Source organism: Aureimonas phyllosphaerae (genome assembly GCF_047943035.1).
GTDB lineage: Bacteria > Pseudomonadota > Alphaproteobacteria > Rhizobiales > Rhizobiaceae > Aureimonas > Aureimonas phyllosphaerae.
This window is the reverse complement of sequence record NZ_CP181348.1, coordinates 1710153-1727783: the sequence shown is the minus strand read 5'-3', so window position 1 is coordinate 1727783 and position 17631 is coordinate 1710153. Positions and strand designations below refer to the sequence as shown.

The window sequence follows — 17631 nt, the reverse complement described above, 5'->3', positions numbered from 1 at the left end:
CCTATCTCATGCGGTCCGGGCGGCGAAAAGGAGCGGGCGATGATCCGGACACAAGGAGATGTGGAGCGCGACCTCGCAGCCCTTCTCGTGCTCGACACGCGCCTTCGGCCGATCGCAGCCACGGCCGGCACCGTTCCCCTTCGACCCGGTTCGCCCGGTCTCGACGGCCTCGTCGCGACCGTGGTCGCCCAGCAGGTCTCGCGCGCCAGCGCGATCGCGATCCTCGGCCGCCTCGCGCGGCTGGTCGACCTGTCCGACGCCGGTGCCCTCGCCCACGCATCCGACGAGACGCTGCGCGAGGCGGGACTTTCCACCGCCAAGATGCGCACGGTGCGGGCGGTCGCGGTGGCGATTCTGCGCGGCGACCTCGCGCTCGACCGGGTGGCGCTCCTGCCGGCCGACGAGGCGGTCGCGGCGCTCGTCGCGCTGCCGGGCATCGGACGCTGGACGGCGGAGTGCCATCTCCTCTTCGGGGTCGCCCATCCCGACATCTTCCCCGCCGGCGACCTCGCGCTGCGAATCGCGGTGGGCCGCGGCCTCGGGCTCGGGGAGCGGCCACCCGAGCGCGTGGTGGCGCAGGCGGCCGCCGCTTGGCGGCCCCACCGCTCGGTCGCCGCGCGGCTGTTCTGGGCCTATTACGCCGCGCTCCTCCGGCGCGATGCTGCGCCCGTCGCAGCGCCGCCGGGCGAGGCGTGACGCCGCAGGGGTCCGACCTGTCTGTGTATGGCGTTTTGCAAGCGGCGCCAAAGGCTTCACAAAGGCGACACGATAGGCCACGATAAAGGTAACGCATATGAAACGTGCATGAGCATACGGTTTCGCAAAACCGGCTCCCGTTCTTGCGAAACCTCTGCCTTGCGTGAAGGAGAAGCTCCTTGACGATCGCAGTGCCGTCTTCCTTGTCTCCGGCGCTTGTCCTCAACGCCGACTATCGCCCGCTGAGCTACTATCCGCTGTCCTTGTGGTCGTGGCAGGACGCGATCAAGGCCGTGTTCCTCGACCGCGTGACGATCCTTGCCGAGTACGACCGGGCCGTTCACAGCCCGACCTTCTCGATGCGGCTACCCTCGGTCGTGTGCCTGAAGTCCTACGTGAAGCCGGCCCGGCACCCAGCCTTCACGCGCTTCAACGTATTCCTGCGCGACCGCTTCCAGTGCCAGTACTGCGGCTCGCCGCACGAACTGACCTTCGACCACGTGATCCCGCGCTCGCGCGGCGGCCTCACCACCTGGGAGAACGTCGTCGCCGCCTGCTCGCCCTGCAATCTGAAGAAGGGCGGCCTCATGCCGCGCGACGCCGGGATGCATCCGCACCAGGCACCCTACCAGCCGACGGTGCACGACCTGCACAACAACGGCCGGCAGTTCCCGCCGAACTTCCTGCACGAAAGCTGGCTCGACTATCTCTACTGGGACACCGAACTGGAAGCCGAATAGAAGCCCGCGCGACCTGCAAGTCGGCGGGCTTTTCTCGTTCAGGCGAAGCGGTCGCCCCGCGCCAGCGCGCTGCGCAGGGCCAACGCCGCGAGGGCCGCCGCGATCAGCGCGTTCCAGCCGGCGAGCGACACGCCGAGGATGCGCAGCGCCGCCTCCGAACAGGACGGCGGGCGCACCGCGTCGATCGAGGACAGGAGATCGACGGACAGGTCGACCGCGCCCGCCGCCGCGCAGTCCACAGGCCCCGCCCAGAAGCCCCATTCGACGCCGGCATGATAGACGCCGAGGGCAGTTGCCCAGAGCATCAGAAGCCCGACGACCAGAAGAAGGCCGCGCGTCACGAGGGCCGGCGCGCGAAACTTTGCCGCCACGAGGGCCGCCAGCGCCACGGGAATGCCGATGTAGTAGGGCGTGCGCTGTTCGAGGCAGAGCGCGCAGGGCATGTAGCCGCCGACATGCTGGAACAGGAGCGCGCCCCCGACCGTCGCCGCCATGCCGCCCGCGAGCAGCGCTGCCGAAAGGGTTTGCCGGAACCCCGTGTGACCCTGGAATGTGACCTGCCCCGCCATGCCTTTGGAAACTCCGCTCCCGTGCCGCCGCGTCACGCCGCCCGCCTGCCGGGGCGCTATGGACGCATTCACGCTTTTCTGGCAAGAGGATCGCGGCGCGGCCAAGGCGGCGCCCGCTGCGGGCGTGGCGGAATTGGTAGACGCAGCGGACTCAAAATCCGCCGTCCTCACGGATATGTCGGTTCGAGTCCGACCGCCCGCACCACCCCCATCCCTCCGCGAGAAGCTGCCGCGTCAGGCCGGCACCGAGCCTTTGACGGTTACCGCCGGACGGCGCCATTGCGAGGGGCCGGTGCGGTGGATCGAGGTGCCCTCGGCATCGACCGCCACGGTGACCGGCATGTCCTCCACCACGAACTCGTGGATCGCCTCCATGCCGAGATCGGCGAAGGCGAGGACACGGGCCTCCTTCACGGCCTTCGAGACGAGATAGGCTGCGCCGCCGATGGCGATCAGATAGGCCGCGCCGTGGCGACGGATGCTCTCGATCGCGGCAGGGCCCCGCTCGGCCTTGCCGATCATCACGAGCAGGCCGGTCGCGTCGAGGACGAGGTCGGTGAAGCCATCCATGCGGGTGGCCGTGGTCGGCCCCGCCGGTCCGACGACCTCCTCGCGCACCGGGTCGACCGGCCCGACATAGTAGATCGCGCGGTCCTTCAGATCGACCGGCAGCGGCTCGCCGCGCCGAATCATGTCGGCCATGCGCTTGTGGGCGGCGTCGCGCCCGGTGAGCATCCGCCCCGACAGGAGCAGCGTCTCGCCGGCCCGCCAGGTCGCCACCTCCTCGCGCGTCAGGCGGTCGAGATCGATGCGCCGCGCACCGGCGCTTTGCTCGCCCATGTCGAGCTCGGGCCAGAGCGAAAGGTCCGGTGGCACGAGCCGGGCCGGCCCCGAGCCGTCGAGGGTGAAGGTGAGATGCCGGTCGGCGGCGCATTGCGGGATGAGGCCGACGGGCTTGGACGCCGCATGGCAGGGATGCGAGCGGATCTTCACGTCGACGACGGTCGTCAGGCCGCCGAGCCCCTGCGCCCCGATGCCGAGCGCGTTGACGCGCTCGTAGATCTCGAGCCGCATCTCCTCGATCGGCGAGGACGGGCCGCGGTGGAGGAGTTCGGCCATGTCGATCGGCTCGAGAAGCGTTTCCTTCGCCATCATCATCGCCTTTTCGGCCGTGCCGCCGACGCCGATCCCGAGCAGCCCCGGCGGGCACCAGCCGGCGCCGAGCGTCTCGACGGTCTCGACCACCCAGTCCGACACGGAGGCCGCGGGCGCGAGGTTGGCGAACTTCGCCTTGTTCTCCGAGCCGCCGCCCTTGGCGGCAACCGTGATCGTCAGCGCATCGCCGGCCACGACGTCGAAATGCACGACGGCCGGCGTGTTGTCGCCGGTGTTCGTCCGGCCGAACAGCGGATCGCGGACGATCGAGGCGCGGAGCGGGTTGTCGGGGTCGGTGTAGGCGCGTGCGACGCCCTCGTTGATGAGGTCAGTGAGCGGGTGCGTCGTCTCGATACGCGCGCCGATGCCGAGCTTGACGAAGACGTTCACCGTGCCCGTATCCTGGCAGATCGGGCGCCGGCCGAAGGCCGCCATGCGCGAGTTCATCAGGATCTGGCGGATCGCATCGCGCGCCGCCGGGCTCTCCTCGCGCTCGTAGGCGGCGGCGAGGCTTCGGACGAAGCTCGGCGGATGGAACACCGCGATGTACTGCAGCGCGTCGGCGACGGAGGAGACGAGATCCGCCTCCCGGATCGGGGCGCCTTGGGAACTCATCATCGTCCTCCCCGGCTCGCCCGCGCGGCGGCCGCCAAAATCGCCTGCGCGCGCAGGATCACCGGCGCGTCCACCATCTCGCCGTCGAGCGACACGGCGCCCCCGCCCCGACCGGCGTCGAGAACTCGCCCGGCCCAGGCGACGGCCTCTGCGCCCGGGGCGAACCCGCGCGCAGCCGGCGGAAGCTGAGCGGGATGGATCAGGAGCTTGGCGGAAAAGCCGAGCTCGGCGGCATAGGCCGCGTCGGCCTCGATCAGGGCCTCGTCGCGCGTCGCCGCCGTCACCCCGTCGATCGGGGCCGGGCGAGCCTTGAGACGGCTGGCCAGCACGAACTCGTGGCGCGCGGAGGCCAGCGCCTCGCGCGTCGGGCGGCAACCGAGATCGGCGGCATAGTCGAAGGTTCCGAAGGCGAGGCGCGCGGCAGCGCCCGCGATCTGCCGGATCTCGCCGAGCCCGAGCGCGCTCTCGACCAACGCCACCACGGGCCGGCCCGACGCCTCGGCGACGCGCTCGACATCGGCCGCGCGCTCGGCCTTCGCCAGCATGACGCCCGCCACCTCGATCCTCGCGGCAAGGGCGAGGTCCGCCGCGTGCGCGGGATCGGCGACCGCGTTGATGCGCAGGAGAACGGCGCATGGCGCGCTCGCGATCTCGGACGCGACAGCCTCGATCGCCGCGCGGGCGCGCGCCTTGGCGTCCGGCGCGACGGCATCCTCGAGATCGAGGATCACCGCGTCGGCGCCGGCCGAAAAGGCCTTCGCGAAGCGCTCCGGGCGGTCGCCCGGCACGAAGAGGAACAGCGCGGCATCGCTGATCGTGGACGGCATGGGATCTTTCCTGTCTCGTCGGAACCACGGACCCGAGGGTTGTCGGATCTGTGGCCGCCTCACGGGAAATAGGCTTTCGCGCTGGCGGTCATAGGGGGCCCCTATGCGGCCTCGGCGCCCATATCGACGGGTTATGGAGCGTCTCGCGCATTGCTATTGGCGAGGCGCGCTCGTGCCGTCCTTAACTGGCAGCGTCCGAGAAGCGAGGGTCAGGACCGATGAACACCGATCTCGAGGGTCTAGTCGTCGTCTCCGTCGAGCAGGCGGTGGCCGCTCCCTACGTGTCGAGCCGGCTGGCGGACGCGGGCGCGCGCGTCATCAAGATCGAGCGGCCGGAGGGCGACTTTGCCCGCGGCTACGACCACCTGGTGAAGGGCGAGAGCGCCTATTTTGTCTGGCTCAACCGGGGCAAGGAGTCGGTCTGCCTCGACCTGAAGTCGGAGGCCGACAAGGCAGTGCTCGCTCGCATGATCGATGCGGCCGACGTCTTCGTCCAGAACCTCGCGCCCGGCGCGATCGACAAGCTGGGATTTCCGCCCGCCGAACTCCGCCGCCGCAACCTGCGCCTCATCACCTGCTCGATCTCGGGCTATGGCGACGAGGGCCCGTATCGCGACCTTAAGGCCTACGATCTCCTCGTGCAGGCGGAGAGCGGCCTGTCGAACATCACCGGCAACGAGCACGGCATGGCGCGCGTCGGCGTATCGGTGTGCGACATCGCCGCCGGCATGACGGCCTTCCAGGCGGTGCTGCAGGCGCTGATCGGCCGGGCGAAGACCGGCGAGGGACGGCACATCGACGTGTCGCTCTTCCACGCGCTCGCCGACTGGATGAACGTGCCGTACCTGCAATACGTCTATGGCGGCAAGGAGCCGGCGCGCTCGGGGCTCAATCACCCGACTATCGCGCCCTACGGTGCCTATGCCTGCCGCGACGGGGCCTCCGTCCTGTTCTCGATCCAGAACGAGCGGGAATGGGCCAATCTCTGCCGCGACGTCCTCCTGGCGCCGGATTTGGCGGGCGATCCGCTCTTTTCCGACAACTCCCGTCGCGTGGCCAACCGCGAGAAGCTCGATGCGATCGTCACCGGTGCTTTTGCCATGGCGGACCGGCCGGAGATGATCGAGCGGCTGGAAAAGGCGCGCATCGCCTATGGCCGCGTCAGCTCGATGCAGGACCTCGCCGACCACCCGCAGAACCGCTTCGTGACGGTGGAGACGCCGGCCGGCCCGGTCGCCTATCTCGCGCCCGGCGCCCGCTTTGACGGACAGGACCCGGCATTCCGTGCCGTTCCGGCGCTCGGGCAGCAGACCGAGGCGCTGCGCGCCGAATTCGCCCCCGCCGGCCGTGTGGAGGACGCGGCCTGAGCGGGCTCGCCGCGGCGCGGCGTTCCGCCATATGCTCCGCAAGGATTTGGGAGGATCGCACGACATGACGGGACGGCTGGATGGCAAATCGGCGTTGGTGACGGGCGCGGCGTCGGGGTTCGGCGCGGCGATCGCCAAGGCCTTCGCACGCGAGGGCGCCCGCGTCGTGATCATGGACCTCGACGAGGACGGCGGACGGCGCGTCGCAGGTCAGATCGGCGCGGCGGCGGCGAGCCTCAGGGGCGACGTGACGCGTCGCGAGGATTTTGATCGTGCCGTCGCCGAGGCCGCGCGGCACGGCGGCCGGCTCGACATCCTCGTCAACAATGCCGGCTGGACCCATCGCAACAAGCCGCTGGAGGAGGTCACGGAGGACGAGTTCGACCGGGTCTACGCCATCAACGTCAAGTCGATCTACCACTCGGTCCAGGCGAGCCTGCCGGTCTTCACCGCCCAAGGGGCGGGCGTCATCCTGAACATCGGATCGACGGCGGGCCTGCGCCCGCGGCCGGGCCTCACCTGGTACAACGGCTCCAAGGGCGCGGTGAACATGCTGAGCCGCTCGCTCGCCGTGGAACTCGCGCCGCGCGGCATCCGCGTCAACGCGGTCGCCCCGGTGATGGGCGCGACGGCGCTGCTCGAAAGCTTCATGGGCCTGCCCGACACGCCGGAGAACCGCGCGAAGTTCATCGCCACGATCCCGCTCGGCCGCCTGTCGGAGCCGGACGACGTCGCCGGCGCCTGCCTCTACCTCGCCTCCGACGAAGCCCGGTTCGTGACGGGCGTCATCCTCGAGGTCGACGGCGGACGCACGATCTGACCGGTCAGCGCTGCGGCGCGAACCAGCCGAGCCCGGCCCGCGTGTCGCCGCGCGGCCGGTATTCGCAGCCGACCCAGCCTTCGTAGCCGGCTTCGTCGAGCTTTTCGAAAAGCCAGGGGTAGTTCACCTCGCCTTCGTCCGGCTCGTGGCGCTCCGGCACGGAGGCGATCTGGATGTGGCCGACGGTTTCGCGGTGCGCCTCGAACAGGCGCCAGAGGTCCCCGTCCATGATCTGCGCATGGTAAAAGTCCATCTGGACCTTGAGATTGGCCGCGCCGATCTCGGCGACGAGCGCATGCGCCTCGCGCTGGTGGTTGAGGAGATAGCCCGGCATGTCGCGCGTGTTGATCGGCTCGATCACGAGCGTCAGGCCGTCGTCGGCGAGGCGCCGCGCGGCGGCTGCGATGTTGCGGCGGTAGAGGTCGAGCGACCGCTTGCGCTCCGTGCCCGCCGGCAGGAGGCCCGCCATGGCATGGATCCGCTCGCAGCCGAGCGCCCGTGCATAGCGCACCGCCGTCTGGACGCCCTCCGTGAATTCCGCCTCGCGGCCTGGCAGGCAGGCGATGCCGCGCTCGCCGGCCGCCCAGTCGCCCGGCGGCATGTTGAAGAGGGCCTGCGTCAGTGCGTTCGCGCGCAGCCGCTCGGCGATCGCCTGCGCCTCCCATTCGTAGGGAAACAGGAACTCGACACCGGCAAAGCCTGCGCGCGCGGCCTCGGCGAAGCGGTCGAGGAACGGCACCTCGTTGAACATCATAGTGAGGTTGGCGGCAAAGCGCGGCATGGGTGGTGTCCTCCGATCGCTACCAGATGGCGCCGAACGTCTCGCGCAGCGGCTGGATCTCGTCCTCGCCGAGAACGCGCACCGGCCGTCCGTGGAGGAGAAGCGCGAGGCGCGCGGTCTCCTCGAGTTCCTCCATCGCGGCCTTGGCAGTGGCCAGCGTCGGGCCGGACACGACCGGACCGTGATTGGCGAGAAGCACGCTGGAGCGCGTATCCGCCATCCGCGCCACCGCCTCGCCCATCGCCGGATCTCCCGGCCGAAAGTAAGGCAGGAGCGGCAGCCGCCCGACGCGCATCACGAAGTAGGGGGTGATCGGCGGAATGCAGCTCTCCGCGTCCAGCCCGTCGAGGCAGGACAGGGCGACGGCGTGGGGCGCATGGAGATGAACCACGGCGCCGGTGCCCGGCCGGTTCTCGTAGAACGCGCGGTGGAGGACGGCTTCCTTGGTCGGCTTGTCGCCGGCCAGATGGTTGCCGTCCCAGTCGAGCTTGGAGATGCGCTCCGGCACGAGGTCGCCGAGCGCGACGTTGGTCGGCGTCATCAGCCAGCCGTCGTCGAGGCGCGCGCTGAGATTGCCGGATGTGCCGGGTGCAAGGCCGAGTGCGCGGAACTCCGCACCGATCCGCGCCATCTCCTCGCGCAGCGAGGTTTCGGCGGGCGACATCGTCATGCGAGGCGCTCGAAGGCGCGCGTCATGATGTCGGGCCCGCCGAAATTGCCGGACTTCAACGCCAGCGCGAGCGGTTCGGCGGTGCCGACGCTCTGCGTCCAGGGTACGCCGGGATCGATCGTCGGACCGATGCGAAGGTTCGTCACGCCGAGCGCGCTCACCACCGCGCCGGACGTCTCGCCGCCGGCCACGAGGATCCGGCGCACGCCGCCCACCTCGACCAGCCGGCGGGCAACGGTTGCGAGCGCATGCTCCACGCGCTCGCCCGACTGCGCCACGCCGTACCGTTCCTGCACCGCGCGCAGGCGCTCAGGCGGAATGCTGGCGTGGATCAGCACCGGCCCATCGCCCTGCCGGTCGGCCGCGAACGCCACCAGCGCCTCGATGTGGCCTTGCGCGTCCGAAAACAGCGCGTCGACGTCGACCGCGATCGCAGGCATGTGCGCCTTGGCGTGCTCGACCTGCGCCAGCGTCGCGCGCGAGCAGCTGCCGGAGACGACCAGCGCCCGGCCGCCGACGGGATCGAGCCGGGCGGCGTCGCCCCTTGGCAAAAAGCCCGGAAAGGTCGCCGGGATCGTGAGGCCGAGGCCGGAGCCGCCGGTGACCAGCGGAAGGTCGCTCGAGCCCTCGGCGATCGAGACGAGATCGTCGTGGTCCAGCGTGTCGCAGACGGCGATGCCGACGCCCTCGCGGCGCAGTTCCGCGATCCGCGCACGCACGCCCGCCGCGCCCCCGGCCAGCGCATGATGGCTGACGAGGCCGACCTTGTGCCGCGTCTGCGGGGCGAGGACGCGTGGCAGGAAGGCGTCGCGCATCGGGGTGAGCGGGTGGTCCTGCATGCCGCTTTCGTTGAGGAGCACGTCGCCTGCGAAGAGATAGCCGTTGTAGACGGTGCGGCGGTTGGCCGGCAGCGAGGGCACGGCGAGCGTGAAGTCCTGCCCGAGCGCGTCGAGGAGCGCGTCGGTCACCGGCCCGATATTGCCCGCCGGCGTCGAATCGAAGGTCGAGCAGTACTTGAAGAAGAAGCGCCGGGCGCCCTCCCCGCGCAGCCAAGCCAGCGCCTCCAGCGACTGCTGGACGGCCTGCGTCGGCGCGTTCGTGCGCGACTTCAGCGAGACGACCACGGCGTCGCATACGGTGTCGAGCGGCGCGTCCGGTACGCCGATCGTCTGCACGACGCGCATGCCGGCGGAGACGAGCTGGCTGGCGAGGTCGGTCGCGCCGGTAAAGTCGTCGGCGATGCAGCCGAGAAGCGGGGACGCCATTCAGGCCTCGTCCTTGCCGTCGCGCGACGGCAGCGCGACGCCGGGGAAGATCTTCACCACGGCCGCGTCGTCCTCGCGCCCGAGGCCCATGGCGGAGGCCTGCGTGAACATCTGCAGCGCCTGCGCCGTCAGGGGCAGCGGGAACTTGCGCGCGTGGGCGCTGCCGTGGACGAGCCCGAGGTCCTTGACGAAGATGTCGACCGCCGAGCGCGGAACATAGTCGTCGTCGAGGATGTGGGGCACCCGGTTCTCGAACATCCAGGAATTGCCGGCGCTGGCCGTGATCACCTCGAACAGCGCCTTCGGGTCGCAGCCCCCCGAGATGCCGTAGGCCATCGCCTCGGCAGCGGCCGCGATGTGGACGCCCGCCAGAAGCTGATTCACGAGCTTGACCTGGGAGCCCGCGCCGATCTCGAGGCCGAGATCGAACACCCGGGCCGCCACGGCGTCGAAGGCGGGCCGGGCCTTTGCGAAGGCGGCCGGGTCGCCGGACGCCATGACCGTGATCTCGCCCGTCGCGGCCTTGGCGGCGCCGCCCGAGATCGGTCCGTCGATGAAGAGGAGCCCGGCGTCGAGGATCGGCCGGGCCAGCGCACGCACGGCGTCGGGAGCACAGGTCGCACACTGGACGACGACCGAGCCGGGCGCCATGGCGCCCACCGCGCCGGCGTCTCCGAGAAGTGCGGCCTCCGCCTGCGCCGCGTTGACGACGACGCAGAAGAGGACGTCCGCCTTCGCGCCGACCTCGGCTGGGGACGCGGCGACATGGCCGCCCTTGTCGGCGAAGGCCGCGCCCGCGGCGGGATTGGGATCGAAGCCCCAGGTCTCGATACCGGCGCGCACGAGCGACGCGGCGATGCCGAGCCCCATGGAGCCGAGGCCGACGACGCCGGCGCGGATCGGTTGCGTGGTCATCCCTTGAGGCCTCCCTCCCCTTGAGAAGCATGGTGTCAGCGATGCGAATCGGCCGACACATTGCCGCGCGAGCATAGGCCGATCGATAGGGGTCTGGCGAGTGGTCCGGTTTCCGGACCTCTCAAAGGTCCGTCAGGCGAACTCGGCCTCAGCCGACATCGCGAGCGGCCCGCCGGGGCGCGAGGTCCAGAGCGAAACACCGGCTGCCGTGCGCCGCGCATAAAGGCGCAGCCCGTCGCCGTCGAAGATCGTCGACAGGCTGCGGAAGCGGAAGCGCCGGGGCGTCTGGCCGGCGATCTCGGCGGCGAGGAGGCAGAGAAGCGTCGCCTGCATCGGACCGTGAACCACGAGACCCGGATAGTGCTCGACCTCGCGGGCGTAGCGCCGATCGTAATGGATGCGGTGCCCGTTGAAGGTGAGCGCGGAGTAGCGGAAGAGGAGCGTCGGCGTGGTCTCGACGTCGCGGACCGTCTCGCCCTCCGGCGCCGGTTCGGCGGCCGGCGGCGCGGGGGCGTCGTCGCCGCGATAGACGAGCGTCTGCGTCTCGGCGACGCGGCTGTCGTCCCCGACCCGGATCTCGTGCTCGACGTCGATGAAGCAGAGCGGCCCGGTGCGGCCGATCTTCGGGGTGACGCCGGCGATGCGCGAGACGCGCGTCACGCGCTCGCCGACCAGCAGCGGCGCATGGAAGCGCAGGTCTCCCCCGGCCCACATCCGGCGCGGCAGCGGCACCGGCGGCAGGAAGGTTCCGAGCTGCGGGTGTCCGTCGCGACCCAGAGCATCGGACGGAAGGGCCGGCTGCGCGAGGCACAGATGGATCATCGGCGGGGCGGGCTCTCCCTCGGCAGGGGGTGCACCCGGCAGCGCCAGCGTCGCGTGGAACTTCGCCGCGAGATCGGGCGTCAGCCAGTCCTCGCGCCGCTCCTCCCGCCCGGTCCAGTCCCGCAGATGATCGAGGTTTTCGGGCATCAGAACGACCGCGGCAGGCCGAGCATGTGCTCGGCGACATAGGACAGGATGAGGTTGGTCGAGATCGGGGCGACCTGATAGAGCCGCGTCTCGCGGAACTTGCGCTCGACATCGTATTCCGCCGCGAAGCCGAAGCCGCCATGGAACTGGATGCACGCATTGGCCGCCTCCCAGCTCGCCTTGGCCGCGAGGTACTTCGCCATGTTGGCCTCGGCCCCGCACGGCCGGCCGGCGTCGTACAGCCGGCACGCCTCGAAGCGCATGAGGTCGGCCGCCTTCAGCTCGATGAAGCTTTCGGCGATCGGGAACTGGACACCCTGATTCTGCCCGATCGGGCGGCCGAAGACGACGCGCTCCCTGGCATAGGCCGTGACCTTGTCGACGAACCAGTAGCCGTCGCCGATGCACTCGGCGGCGATCAGCGCGCGCTCGGCATTGAGCCCGGTCAGGATGTAGCGGAAGCCCTGGCCCTCCTCGCCGATAAGGTTCTCGGCGGGGATCTCGAGATCGTCGAAGAAGAGCTCGTTGGTCTCGTGGTTGACCATGTTGCGGATCGGCTGGACGGCGAGCCCTCGCCCCATCGCCTCGCGCAGATCGACGAGAAAGATCGACAGGCCGTCCGACTTCTTCGCGACCTGATCCATCGGCGTGGTGCGCGCGAGGAGGATCATGAGGTCGGAATGCTGCACGCGGCTGATCCAGACCTTCTGGCCGTTGATCACCCAGCGATCGCCCCGGCGAACGGCGGTCGTCTTGATCTTCGTCGTGTCGGTTCCGGCGGTCGGCTCGGTGACGCCCATCGACTGGAGCCGCAGCTCGCCGCTCGCGATCTTCGGCAGGAAGGTGCGGCGCTGCCAGTCCGACCCGTGCCGCACCAGCGTCGTCATGTTGTACATCTGGCCGTGGCAGGCGCCCGAATTGCCGCCCGATCGGTTGATCTCCTCCATGATGACGGAGGCTTCCGTCAGCCCGAGGCCGGAGCCTCCATACTCCTCCGGGATCAGCGCGGCCAACCAGCCGGCCTTCGTCAGCGCCTCGACGAAGGCTTCCGGATAGGCGCGCGCCTCGTCCACCTCGCGATGGTACTCGGGCGGGAACCCGGCGCAGAGCGCGCGCACGGCCTCGCGGATGTCGCCGTGCGCGTCGGGGGTCGACAGGGTGTCCATGGGCGCTCCAACAGAGAGGTCGCCCCCTTATGTCGGGCCCGACGCCTGGTTTGGCAAAGACGGATCGCGGCTGGCCGCCATAGGTCGAAGCTATGGCCGCCAAGCACCGGCTCCCCAGCCGATTGCCGGAACGGACGCGTCAGCAGCGCGCGAGCTGGGCGGCGTAGCGGCGGGCCATGTCCTGCGCCCGCTTGGCGCCGCGCAGCGCCTCCGGGCGGCTGCGCCAGACGCCGCGCTCGTAGCCCGCATGTCCGGAATGGTAGGCGAGGTAGAGGCGGTAGGCGTCGCTCTTGTCGATGCCGAGCCGGCGCGCGCTGTCGGCATGGTACCAGCCGATGAAGCGCACCGCGTCGGCAAAGTCGTTGCGCCGGTCGGCATGGCGCCCGGTGCGGCGCTGGTAGTCGTCCCAGGTGCCATCGAGCACCTGCGCATAGCCGTAGGCGGTCGAGATACGCTTGCCCGGTATGAAGCCGAGGATCCAGCGGCGCGGCGGTCGGGCGCGCGCCTCGAAGTTGGATTCCGCCTGGATCGTCGCCATCAGCACGTGGACCGGAACGCCGAACTCGGCGGATGCGCGCCGGGCATCGGCCCGCCAGTCCGACAGGAGCCCGTCGCGCTGGCTGAAGATGGCGCAGGCGTTGCCGGTGCTCTTCGGGGCCGAGGCGCAGCCGGCGAGCGCCAAGACGGCCAGAAGGCTCGGGATCGCTATGAAACGCATGGGCGTCCCCCTTTCGCGGGGGACGCTAGGACGCCCGACTTAATGGAGCGTTATCCCTGACCGGCCCTTACCCGGCGATCCACAATCGGAGCGGTCGCAAGCTCAGCGCAGCGGCGGCTGGCCGTTCGAGGCCGACAGGCCGCCGTCCACCGGCAGGTTGACGCCCGTGATGTAGTGGGCGTCCTCGCTGGCGAGGAAGGCGATGGCCCCGGTAATGTCGTCCGGCTGCGCGCCGCGGCCCATCGGGATCCGCGCCTCGAACTCGGCGATGAGGTCGGGCTGGTCCTGCATGCCGGCGGTGAGGCCGGTATAGGTGAGCGACGGGTTGACCGCATTGACGCGCACGCCGTTCTTCGCCTCGTCCAGGCTGAGCGCGCGGGTGAAGTTCGTCACTGCGCCCTTGGCCGCGCAGTAGAAGCTGTGGTTCCAGTCGCCACCGAGGCCCGAGACCGATGAGACGTTGACGATCGCCCCGCGCGAGGCGCGCAAGGCGGCGATCGCCGCGCGGCTCATCTGGACGACGCCGTAGAGATCGCTCTCGATCACCGTCGTGAAGGCGGAGAAGTCGCCCTCGTCGAGCTTGCCGAGATGGTCGACGCCGGCGTTGTTGACGAGGACGTCGATGCGGCCGAAAGCCTTGGTCGCGTGCGCCACCAGCGCTTCGCAGTCGGCCATCTGCGACACGTCGCCGGCCAGCGTCTCGACGCGCGCGTTCGAAAGGCTCGCTGCGACTTTCGACAGCCCCTCCGCGTCGCGGTCGTTGAGGACGAGCGTCGCCCCTTCCGCCGCGAAGCGCCGGGCGGCGCCCTCCCCGATGCCCGATGCGGCGCCTGTGATGATGACGACCTTGTCCGTGAAGCGTGCCATGTCGATGCGGTGCTTTTCGATTGCCGGAGGCGGCCCGTCGCCGCCTCACGAGATGCGAAGTAGAAGCCTTTGAAGCAAACAAGGGTTGCATCTGCGGCCAAACCCCGCGCCGGGCGCAAGGCTGCCTTGCACCGGCGAGATAGCGAGCGCCTGCATGGCTGTTCTGCGGACTTTGCGCTCCTTTCCGCAGTGCCGCGCGACTATGTTTCGGGTGTCGAAAGAAACGAGAGACGCGGCCACCATCGACGAGAGGCCGCACAGAAAGGGACCATCCCATGCGCTTCGCCAATGCCCTCCGCTCCTTCCGCAAGGCTCGCGAAACCGCCAACGAGTTGAATAGGCTGTCCAACCGCGAGCTCGCCGACCTCGGCATCTCGCGCTCCGACATCCCGGCCGTGGCCCGTCAGGCCAGCCGCTAACGGTTTTTGAAGGTTTCGCGTCGGCCACTCTCCTCCCAACGGCCGAAGCGGATCGAAGCCCGCGTTCCTCCCACGCTGGCTTTACCCATGACGCCCTGCCGGTCCTCCCCCGGCAGGGCGTTTTGCGTTCGGGGCAGGCGGTGCGATGCGAGACGGTGGCGGCCGAGGGATCGCAGCTTCGAAACTCGCGGGCGGCATAGACGCTTGTCGCAAGGACCATTGGGGCCTTCGTCGGCGGGATCGAAGCTCGGGCCATGAACGCCCGGCGGAAACGGATCCAGCTTCGCCCGCCGCACCGGCGGACGGCGTCATGGAAACCGACGAGGCTTCGAGTTTCCGTCCATCGGCCTATCCGGGGACGCAGGCTGGCATGTCAGGTCTTGTCGGTCCGAACTCGTACCGACGCGAGCAGCCTCGTCGAAGCGGACCAGCGCGACTGACGAATAAATGGGTGCCGGCTGACGCGTTCACCCGGGGCGCCAGATCTGGCGTCCCGGGCGACAGTTCACCATCGTGATGACTCGATCATCGAGGAAGGCCGAGCGAACCCTCGGCTCGGTATGTCAGTCGACCGGCAGCGCCGCCGACTGAAGACCGATCAGGAGGTCGCGGATCGCAGCGGGTTGAACGGTCAGGGCGACAGCATCGCCCGACCCCGTCATGCCGAACACGGCGATCGTCCCGTCCTCGTGCGGCTCCACCCGCTCGACCCGGGCCAGGGTGACGCTCCTGAAGCGACGATCCTTCACCATTTCACTCCCTGCCCCACCCCATCGGTCGCGGACCGAAGACACATGCCTGCCTTCTGGACCGGCGGGCACCGCCGCCGGTCCTCCCACGGAAGGACGCCGCTCAGAACTCTTCCCAATTGTCCTCCAAAGCGGTCAAGGCAGCGTTACCTTGCGCGACCGGCTTCATCTGCACCACCGGGCGAGGCGCGGCGCGCTTGGCGACGTTCGCGGTCCGCTGGGCGGCGCGCTCGCTCTGGCGGGCATGGTTGGCGGTCGCCGCCGTCCTGAACTCGGCAATCAGGCGCGCAAGCTCGTCGGTCTCGTTGGCGAGCGTCTGCGCCGCCGCCGTCGCCTGCTCGACCATCGCCGCGTTCTGCTGCGTGACCTTGTCCATCTGGTCGGCCGCCGTCGACACCTCGCGCAAGGACACCGCCTGCTCCTGCGCCCGGCGCGCGATCTCCGAGACGACGCGGCTGACGTCGCCGACTTCGGAGATGATCTCGGCAAGGCTCTTGCCCGAGGCCGAGACGAGCTCGACACCCGAGGCCACCTGCTCGCCCGACGCCTGAATGAGGTCCTTGATCTCCTTGGCCGCCTCCGCCGAGCGCTGCGCGAGCCCGCGCACCTCCTGCGCGACCACCGCAAAGCCCCGCCCCGCCTCGCCGGCACGCGCGGCCTCGACGCCCGCGTTGAGCGCCAGGAGGTTCGTCTGGAAGGCGATCTCGTCGATCACCGAGATGATGTTGCCGATCTTCTGGGACGACTGCTCGATCATCTGCATGGCGCCGATGGCACGACCGACGATTTCGCCACCCTTTTCCGCGTTGCGCTGGGCGCTCTGCGCGCTGGTCTGCGCCTGGCTGGCGTTCTGGGCTGTCTCGTTCACCGCACGCGTCACCTCACCGAGCGCCGCGACGGTTTCTTCCAGGCTCGCCGCCTGCTGCTCGGTGCGCTGGGCCAGGTCGTTGGAGGCGACGTTGATCTCCGTCAGCCCTGTGCGGATCGAGCCGATCGAGCCGACGACGGCGCCGATCGTGTGCTCGAGCTTCCCGACCGATGTGTTGAACTGGTCGCGTGTCGCGACGTATTCGGGGGCGACCGCCTCGTTCATGCGCGCGGTGAGGTCGCCATCCGCAAGACGCGTGAAGCCGGACTCGATGCTGGCGACGAAGGAGGCGAGTTCCTGAGCCTTGATCCGTTCGGCAGCCGCCTCGCGTTCCAGCCGGGCCAGCTCGGCCGTGCGGGCCGCTTCGGCCTCGGCTTCAAGGCGCTTGTTCTGCACCGCCGCGTCCTTGAACACCTGCACGGTGCGCGCCATCCCGCCGATCTCGTCGCGGCGATCCTGCCCCGTCACCTCGACATCGAGCCGCCCGCCGGCGAGATCCACCATGCGCGAGCGAAGCGCGTCGATCGGAGCGGTGATGGCTTTCCGGGAGAACCAGAGCGCCAGCACCAGCCCGAGAACCGCACTGGCTACAGCGCCGGCCAACAGCGTCCAGGACGTCGCCGCCGCCTGATCCGACAGCGTGTTCGTCGTGGCGGTGACGCGGGCGATGATCTTTTCGTTGAGGGCCGACGTCTGCTTGCTGAGTTCGACGACGGCGGGATCGACCGTCCGCATGCTGGCGAGCGCCGCGTCGTTGTCGTTCCGCAGACCGGCCGCGATGGCCGCGTTGGTGCGTTCGGCAATGAAATCCATCTTCGCGCCGAGAGCCTTGAGCGCATCGGCCTCGTCCGTCAGCCGCGACGCGACCTCGCCGTAGTAGGACTTCATCGCATCGAACTGGTCCTTCGCCAGCGCCGCGGCGGACTGCGCCTCCGCCGAAGCACCGTCGTAGGCGATCGCACGATAGGCGGCGTAGCCGACAGCGTTGGCAGTGCGGTTGAGACGCGCGAGGTAGATCGCCGATTTGTCGAGGCGCTCGATCATCTCCGAATAGCCCTCGTCCGACGCGCGGATGAACGAGATCGCATAGATCGCCGAGGCGATGCCGGAGAGGCTGATGAGAACCGCGATGAGAGCGATCTTGGTGGAGATCCGCATATTGTTCAGCATGAGGCAGACCTAACGAAGAGGTGATAGCCGTGCTAAAATTCTATAGGACCCTTGAAAGACCCCTAACGTCCGGACACAACCTGCAGGATTTCAAGGCATAACCTGAAAAACTTTTCCGCTGCGCGCTTCGGAGCTCAGCGGATGAAATGTCAGGCGAGTTTAGGCCGTGACCGACAGGCCTCCGCAGGCCTCCTCCAGGTCCCGTCGGCATACTCTTCGCGCCCGCCGCATCCACGTTCGTCGGCTGCCTCCAAGGCGCCCCAAGCGCATGGACGTTGCAGACGA

At 69.5% G+C, this 17631-nt stretch carries 18 protein-coding genes and 1 tRNA gene; 6 read left to right on the top strand and 13 right to left on the bottom strand.

The genetic code is table 11. The features are described from left to right. The first annotated feature begins 39 nt into the window (after positions 1–39). Together ACLNGM_RS08045 and ACLNGM_RS08040 are read left to right on the top strand one after the other, a co-directional pair. Positions 40–696: a DNA-3-methyladenine glycosylase family protein gene (locus ACLNGM_RS08045; protein ID WP_416357884.1), complete on the top strand. Its 657-nt coding sequence runs from the start codon at positions 40–42 to the stop codon at positions 694–696. 179 nt (positions 697–875) lie between these two features. Beyond that, complete coding sequence (locus ACLNGM_RS08040; RefSeq protein ID WP_279481832.1) at positions 876–1436, top strand: HNH endonuclease; 561 nt, start codon at positions 876–878, stop codon at positions 1434–1436. Between the two features lie 38 nt (positions 1437–1474). On the opposite strand, the gene ACLNGM_RS08035 is transcribed toward ACLNGM_RS08040, so the two are convergent. Next, a complete protein-coding gene (locus ACLNGM_RS08035; RefSeq protein ID WP_416357883.1) occupies positions 1475–2005 on the bottom strand; it encodes a disulfide bond formation protein B in 531 nt (176 codons plus the stop codon). Between the two features lie 118 nt (positions 2006–2123). Between ACLNGM_RS08035 and ACLNGM_RS08030 the strand changes: the two genes are divergently transcribed. After that, positions 2124–2210: transfer RNA gene (locus ACLNGM_RS08030), tRNA-Leu, on the top strand. Between the two features lie 29 nt (positions 2211–2239). Here ACLNGM_RS08030 and ACLNGM_RS08025 read toward each other — a convergent pair. Both ACLNGM_RS08025 and ACLNGM_RS08020 read right to left on the bottom strand, forming a co-directional pair. Continuing rightward, entirely contained in the window at positions 2240–3775 is a 1536-nt protein-coding gene (locus ACLNGM_RS08025) for a fumarate hydratase (RefSeq protein WP_416358411.1), read from the bottom strand. Further along, complete coding sequence (locus ACLNGM_RS08020) at positions 3775–4602, bottom strand: HpcH/HpaI aldolase/citrate lyase family protein (protein ID WP_416357882.1); 828 nt, start codon at positions 4600–4602, stop codon at positions 3775–3777. The genes ACLNGM_RS08025 and ACLNGM_RS08020 overlap by 1 nt, the downstream gene beginning before the upstream one ends. A 218-nt stretch (positions 4603–4820) precedes the next feature. Here ACLNGM_RS08020 and ACLNGM_RS08015 point away from each other — a divergent pair, with 218 nt between their 5' ends. Together ACLNGM_RS08015 and ACLNGM_RS08010 are read left to right on the top strand one after the other, a co-directional pair. Further along, positions 4821–5969: a CaiB/BaiF CoA transferase family protein gene (locus ACLNGM_RS08015; protein ID WP_416357881.1), complete on the top strand. Its 1149-nt coding sequence runs from the start codon at positions 4821–4823 to the stop codon at positions 5967–5969. 64 nt (positions 5970–6033) lie between these two features. Then, the gene (locus ACLNGM_RS08010; RefSeq protein WP_416357880.1) at positions 6034–6789 is read left to right on the top strand and encodes a glucose 1-dehydrogenase; all 756 of its coding nucleotides are present in this window, start codon (positions 6034–6036) and stop codon (positions 6787–6789) included. 4 nt (positions 6790–6793) lie between these two features. On the opposite strand, the gene otnI is transcribed toward ACLNGM_RS08010, so the two are convergent. The 8 genes from otnI to ACLNGM_RS07970 form a co-directional block, all read right to left on the bottom strand. Then, positions 6794–7570, bottom strand: coding sequence for a 2-oxo-tetronate isomerase (gene otnI, locus ACLNGM_RS08005; RefSeq protein ID WP_416357879.1), 777 nt, complete (start codon positions 7568–7570; stop codon positions 6794–6796). Positions 7571–7589: 19 nt separating this feature from the next. Beyond that, entirely contained in the window at positions 7590–8240 is a 651-nt protein-coding gene (gene otnC, locus ACLNGM_RS08000; RefSeq protein WP_416357878.1) for a 3-oxo-tetronate 4-phosphate decarboxylase, read from the bottom strand. After that, the gene (gene otnK / locus ACLNGM_RS07995) at positions 8237–9505 is read right to left on the bottom strand and encodes a 3-oxo-tetronate kinase (RefSeq protein WP_416357877.1); all 1269 of its coding nucleotides are present in this window, start codon (positions 9503–9505) and stop codon (positions 8237–8239) included. The genes otnC and otnK overlap by 4 nt, the downstream gene beginning before the upstream one ends. Next, complete coding sequence (ltnD, locus tag ACLNGM_RS07990; RefSeq protein WP_416357876.1) at positions 9506–10420, bottom strand: L-threonate dehydrogenase; 915 nt, start codon at positions 10418–10420, stop codon at positions 9506–9508. Positions 10421–10552: 132 nt separating this feature from the next. Beyond that, positions 10553–11389, bottom strand: coding sequence for an FAS1-like dehydratase domain-containing protein (locus ACLNGM_RS07985; RefSeq protein ID WP_416357875.1), 837 nt, complete (start codon positions 11387–11389; stop codon positions 10553–10555). After that, the gene (locus ACLNGM_RS07980) at positions 11389–12555 is read right to left on the bottom strand and encodes an acyl-CoA dehydrogenase family protein (RefSeq protein ID WP_416357874.1); all 1167 of its coding nucleotides are present in this window, start codon (positions 12553–12555) and stop codon (positions 11389–11391) included. The genes ACLNGM_RS07985 and ACLNGM_RS07980 overlap by 1 nt, the downstream gene beginning before the upstream one ends. 139 nt (positions 12556–12694) lie before the next feature. After that, the gene (locus tag ACLNGM_RS07975) at positions 12695–13273 is read right to left on the bottom strand and encodes a transglycosylase SLT domain-containing protein (protein WP_090962785.1); all 579 of its coding nucleotides are present in this window, start codon (positions 13271–13273) and stop codon (positions 12695–12697) included. Between the two features lie 102 nt (positions 13274–13375). Further along, a complete protein-coding gene (locus ACLNGM_RS07970) occupies positions 13376–14140 on the bottom strand; it encodes an SDR family NAD(P)-dependent oxidoreductase (protein WP_416357873.1) in 765 nt (254 codons plus the stop codon). Between the two features lie 275 nt (positions 14141–14415). Here ACLNGM_RS07970 and ACLNGM_RS07965 point away from each other — a divergent pair, with 275 nt between their 5' ends. Next, a complete protein-coding gene (locus tag ACLNGM_RS07965; protein WP_090962781.1) occupies positions 14416–14559 on the top strand; it encodes a DUF1127 domain-containing protein in 144 nt (47 codons plus the stop codon). A gap of 563 nt (positions 14560–15122) precedes the next feature. On the opposite strand, the gene ACLNGM_RS07960 is transcribed toward ACLNGM_RS07965, so the two are convergent. Beyond that, positions 15123–15311, bottom strand: a complete 189-nt coding sequence (locus tag ACLNGM_RS07960) for a hypothetical protein (RefSeq protein ID WP_090962779.1) — start codon at positions 15309–15311, stop codon at positions 15123–15125. A gap of 100 nt (positions 15312–15411) precedes the next feature. Beyond that, positions 15412–17346 carry a methyl-accepting chemotaxis protein gene (locus tag ACLNGM_RS07955; protein WP_416357872.1) on the bottom strand — a complete coding sequence of 645 codons (1935 nt, stop codon included), beginning with the start codon at positions 17344–17346 and terminating at the stop codon, positions 15412–15414. Positions 17347–17631: the final 285 nt, after the last annotated feature.

What these genes read in the sequence shown, in the direction of transcription:
- ACLNGM_RS08045 (WP_416357884.1), top strand. Translation starts at nt 40, where the DNA reads ATGATCCGGACACAAGGAGATGTGGAGCGCGACCTCGCAGCCCTTCTC.
- ACLNGM_RS08035 (WP_416357883.1), bottom strand. Translation starts at nt 2,005, where the DNA reads ATGGCGGGGCAGGTCACATTCCAGGGTCACACGGGGTTCCGGCAAACC.
- ACLNGM_RS08025 (WP_416358411.1), bottom strand. Translation starts at nt 3,775, where the DNA reads ATGAGTTCCCAAGGCGCCCCGATCCGGGAGGCGGATCTCGTCTCCTCC.
- ACLNGM_RS08020 (WP_416357882.1), bottom strand. Translation starts at nt 4,602, where the DNA reads ATGCCGTCCACGATCAGCGATGCCGCGCTGTTCCTCTTCGTGCCGGGC.
- ACLNGM_RS08015 (WP_416357881.1), top strand. Translation starts at nt 4,821, where the DNA reads ATGAACACCGATCTCGAGGGTCTAGTCGTCGTCTCCGTCGAGCAGGCG.
- ACLNGM_RS08010 (WP_416357880.1), top strand. Translation starts at nt 6,034, where the DNA reads ATGACGGGACGGCTGGATGGCAAATCGGCGTTGGTGACGGGCGCGGCG.
- otnI (WP_416357879.1), bottom strand. Translation starts at nt 7,570, where the DNA reads ATGCCGCGCTTTGCCGCCAACCTCACTATGATGTTCAACGAGGTGCCG.
- otnC (WP_416357878.1), bottom strand. Translation starts at nt 8,240, where the DNA reads ATGACGATGTCGCCCGCCGAAACCTCGCTGCGCGAGGAGATGGCGCGG.
- otnK (WP_416357877.1), bottom strand. Translation starts at nt 9,505, where the DNA reads ATGGCGTCCCCGCTTCTCGGCTGCATCGCCGACGACTTTACCGGCGCG.
- ltnD (WP_416357876.1), bottom strand. Translation starts at nt 10,420, where the DNA reads ATGACCACGCAACCGATCCGCGCCGGCGTCGTCGGCCTCGGCTCCATG.
- ACLNGM_RS07985 (WP_416357875.1), bottom strand. Translation starts at nt 11,389, where the DNA reads ATGCCCGAAAACCTCGATCATCTGCGGGACTGGACCGGGCGGGAGGAG.
- ACLNGM_RS07980 (WP_416357874.1), bottom strand. Translation starts at nt 12,555, where the DNA reads ATGGACACCCTGTCGACCCCCGACGCGCACGGCGACATCCGCGAGGCC.
- ACLNGM_RS07975 (WP_090962785.1), bottom strand. Translation starts at nt 13,273, where the DNA reads ATGCGTTTCATAGCGATCCCGAGCCTTCTGGCCGTCTTGGCGCTCGCC.
- ACLNGM_RS07970 (WP_416357873.1), bottom strand. Translation starts at nt 14,140, where the DNA reads ATGGCACGCTTCACGGACAAGGTCGTCATCATCACAGGCGCCGCATCG.
- ACLNGM_RS07965 (WP_090962781.1), top strand. Translation starts at nt 14,416, where the DNA reads ATGCGCTTCGCCAATGCCCTCCGCTCCTTCCGCAAGGCTCGCGAAACC.
- ACLNGM_RS07960 (WP_090962779.1), bottom strand. Translation starts at nt 15,311, where the DNA reads ATGGTGAAGGATCGTCGCTTCAGGAGCGTCACCCTGGCCCGGGTCGAG.
- ACLNGM_RS07955 (WP_416357872.1), bottom strand. Translation starts at nt 17,346, where the DNA reads ATGCTGAACAATATGCGGATCTCCACCAAGATCGCTCTCATCGCGGTT.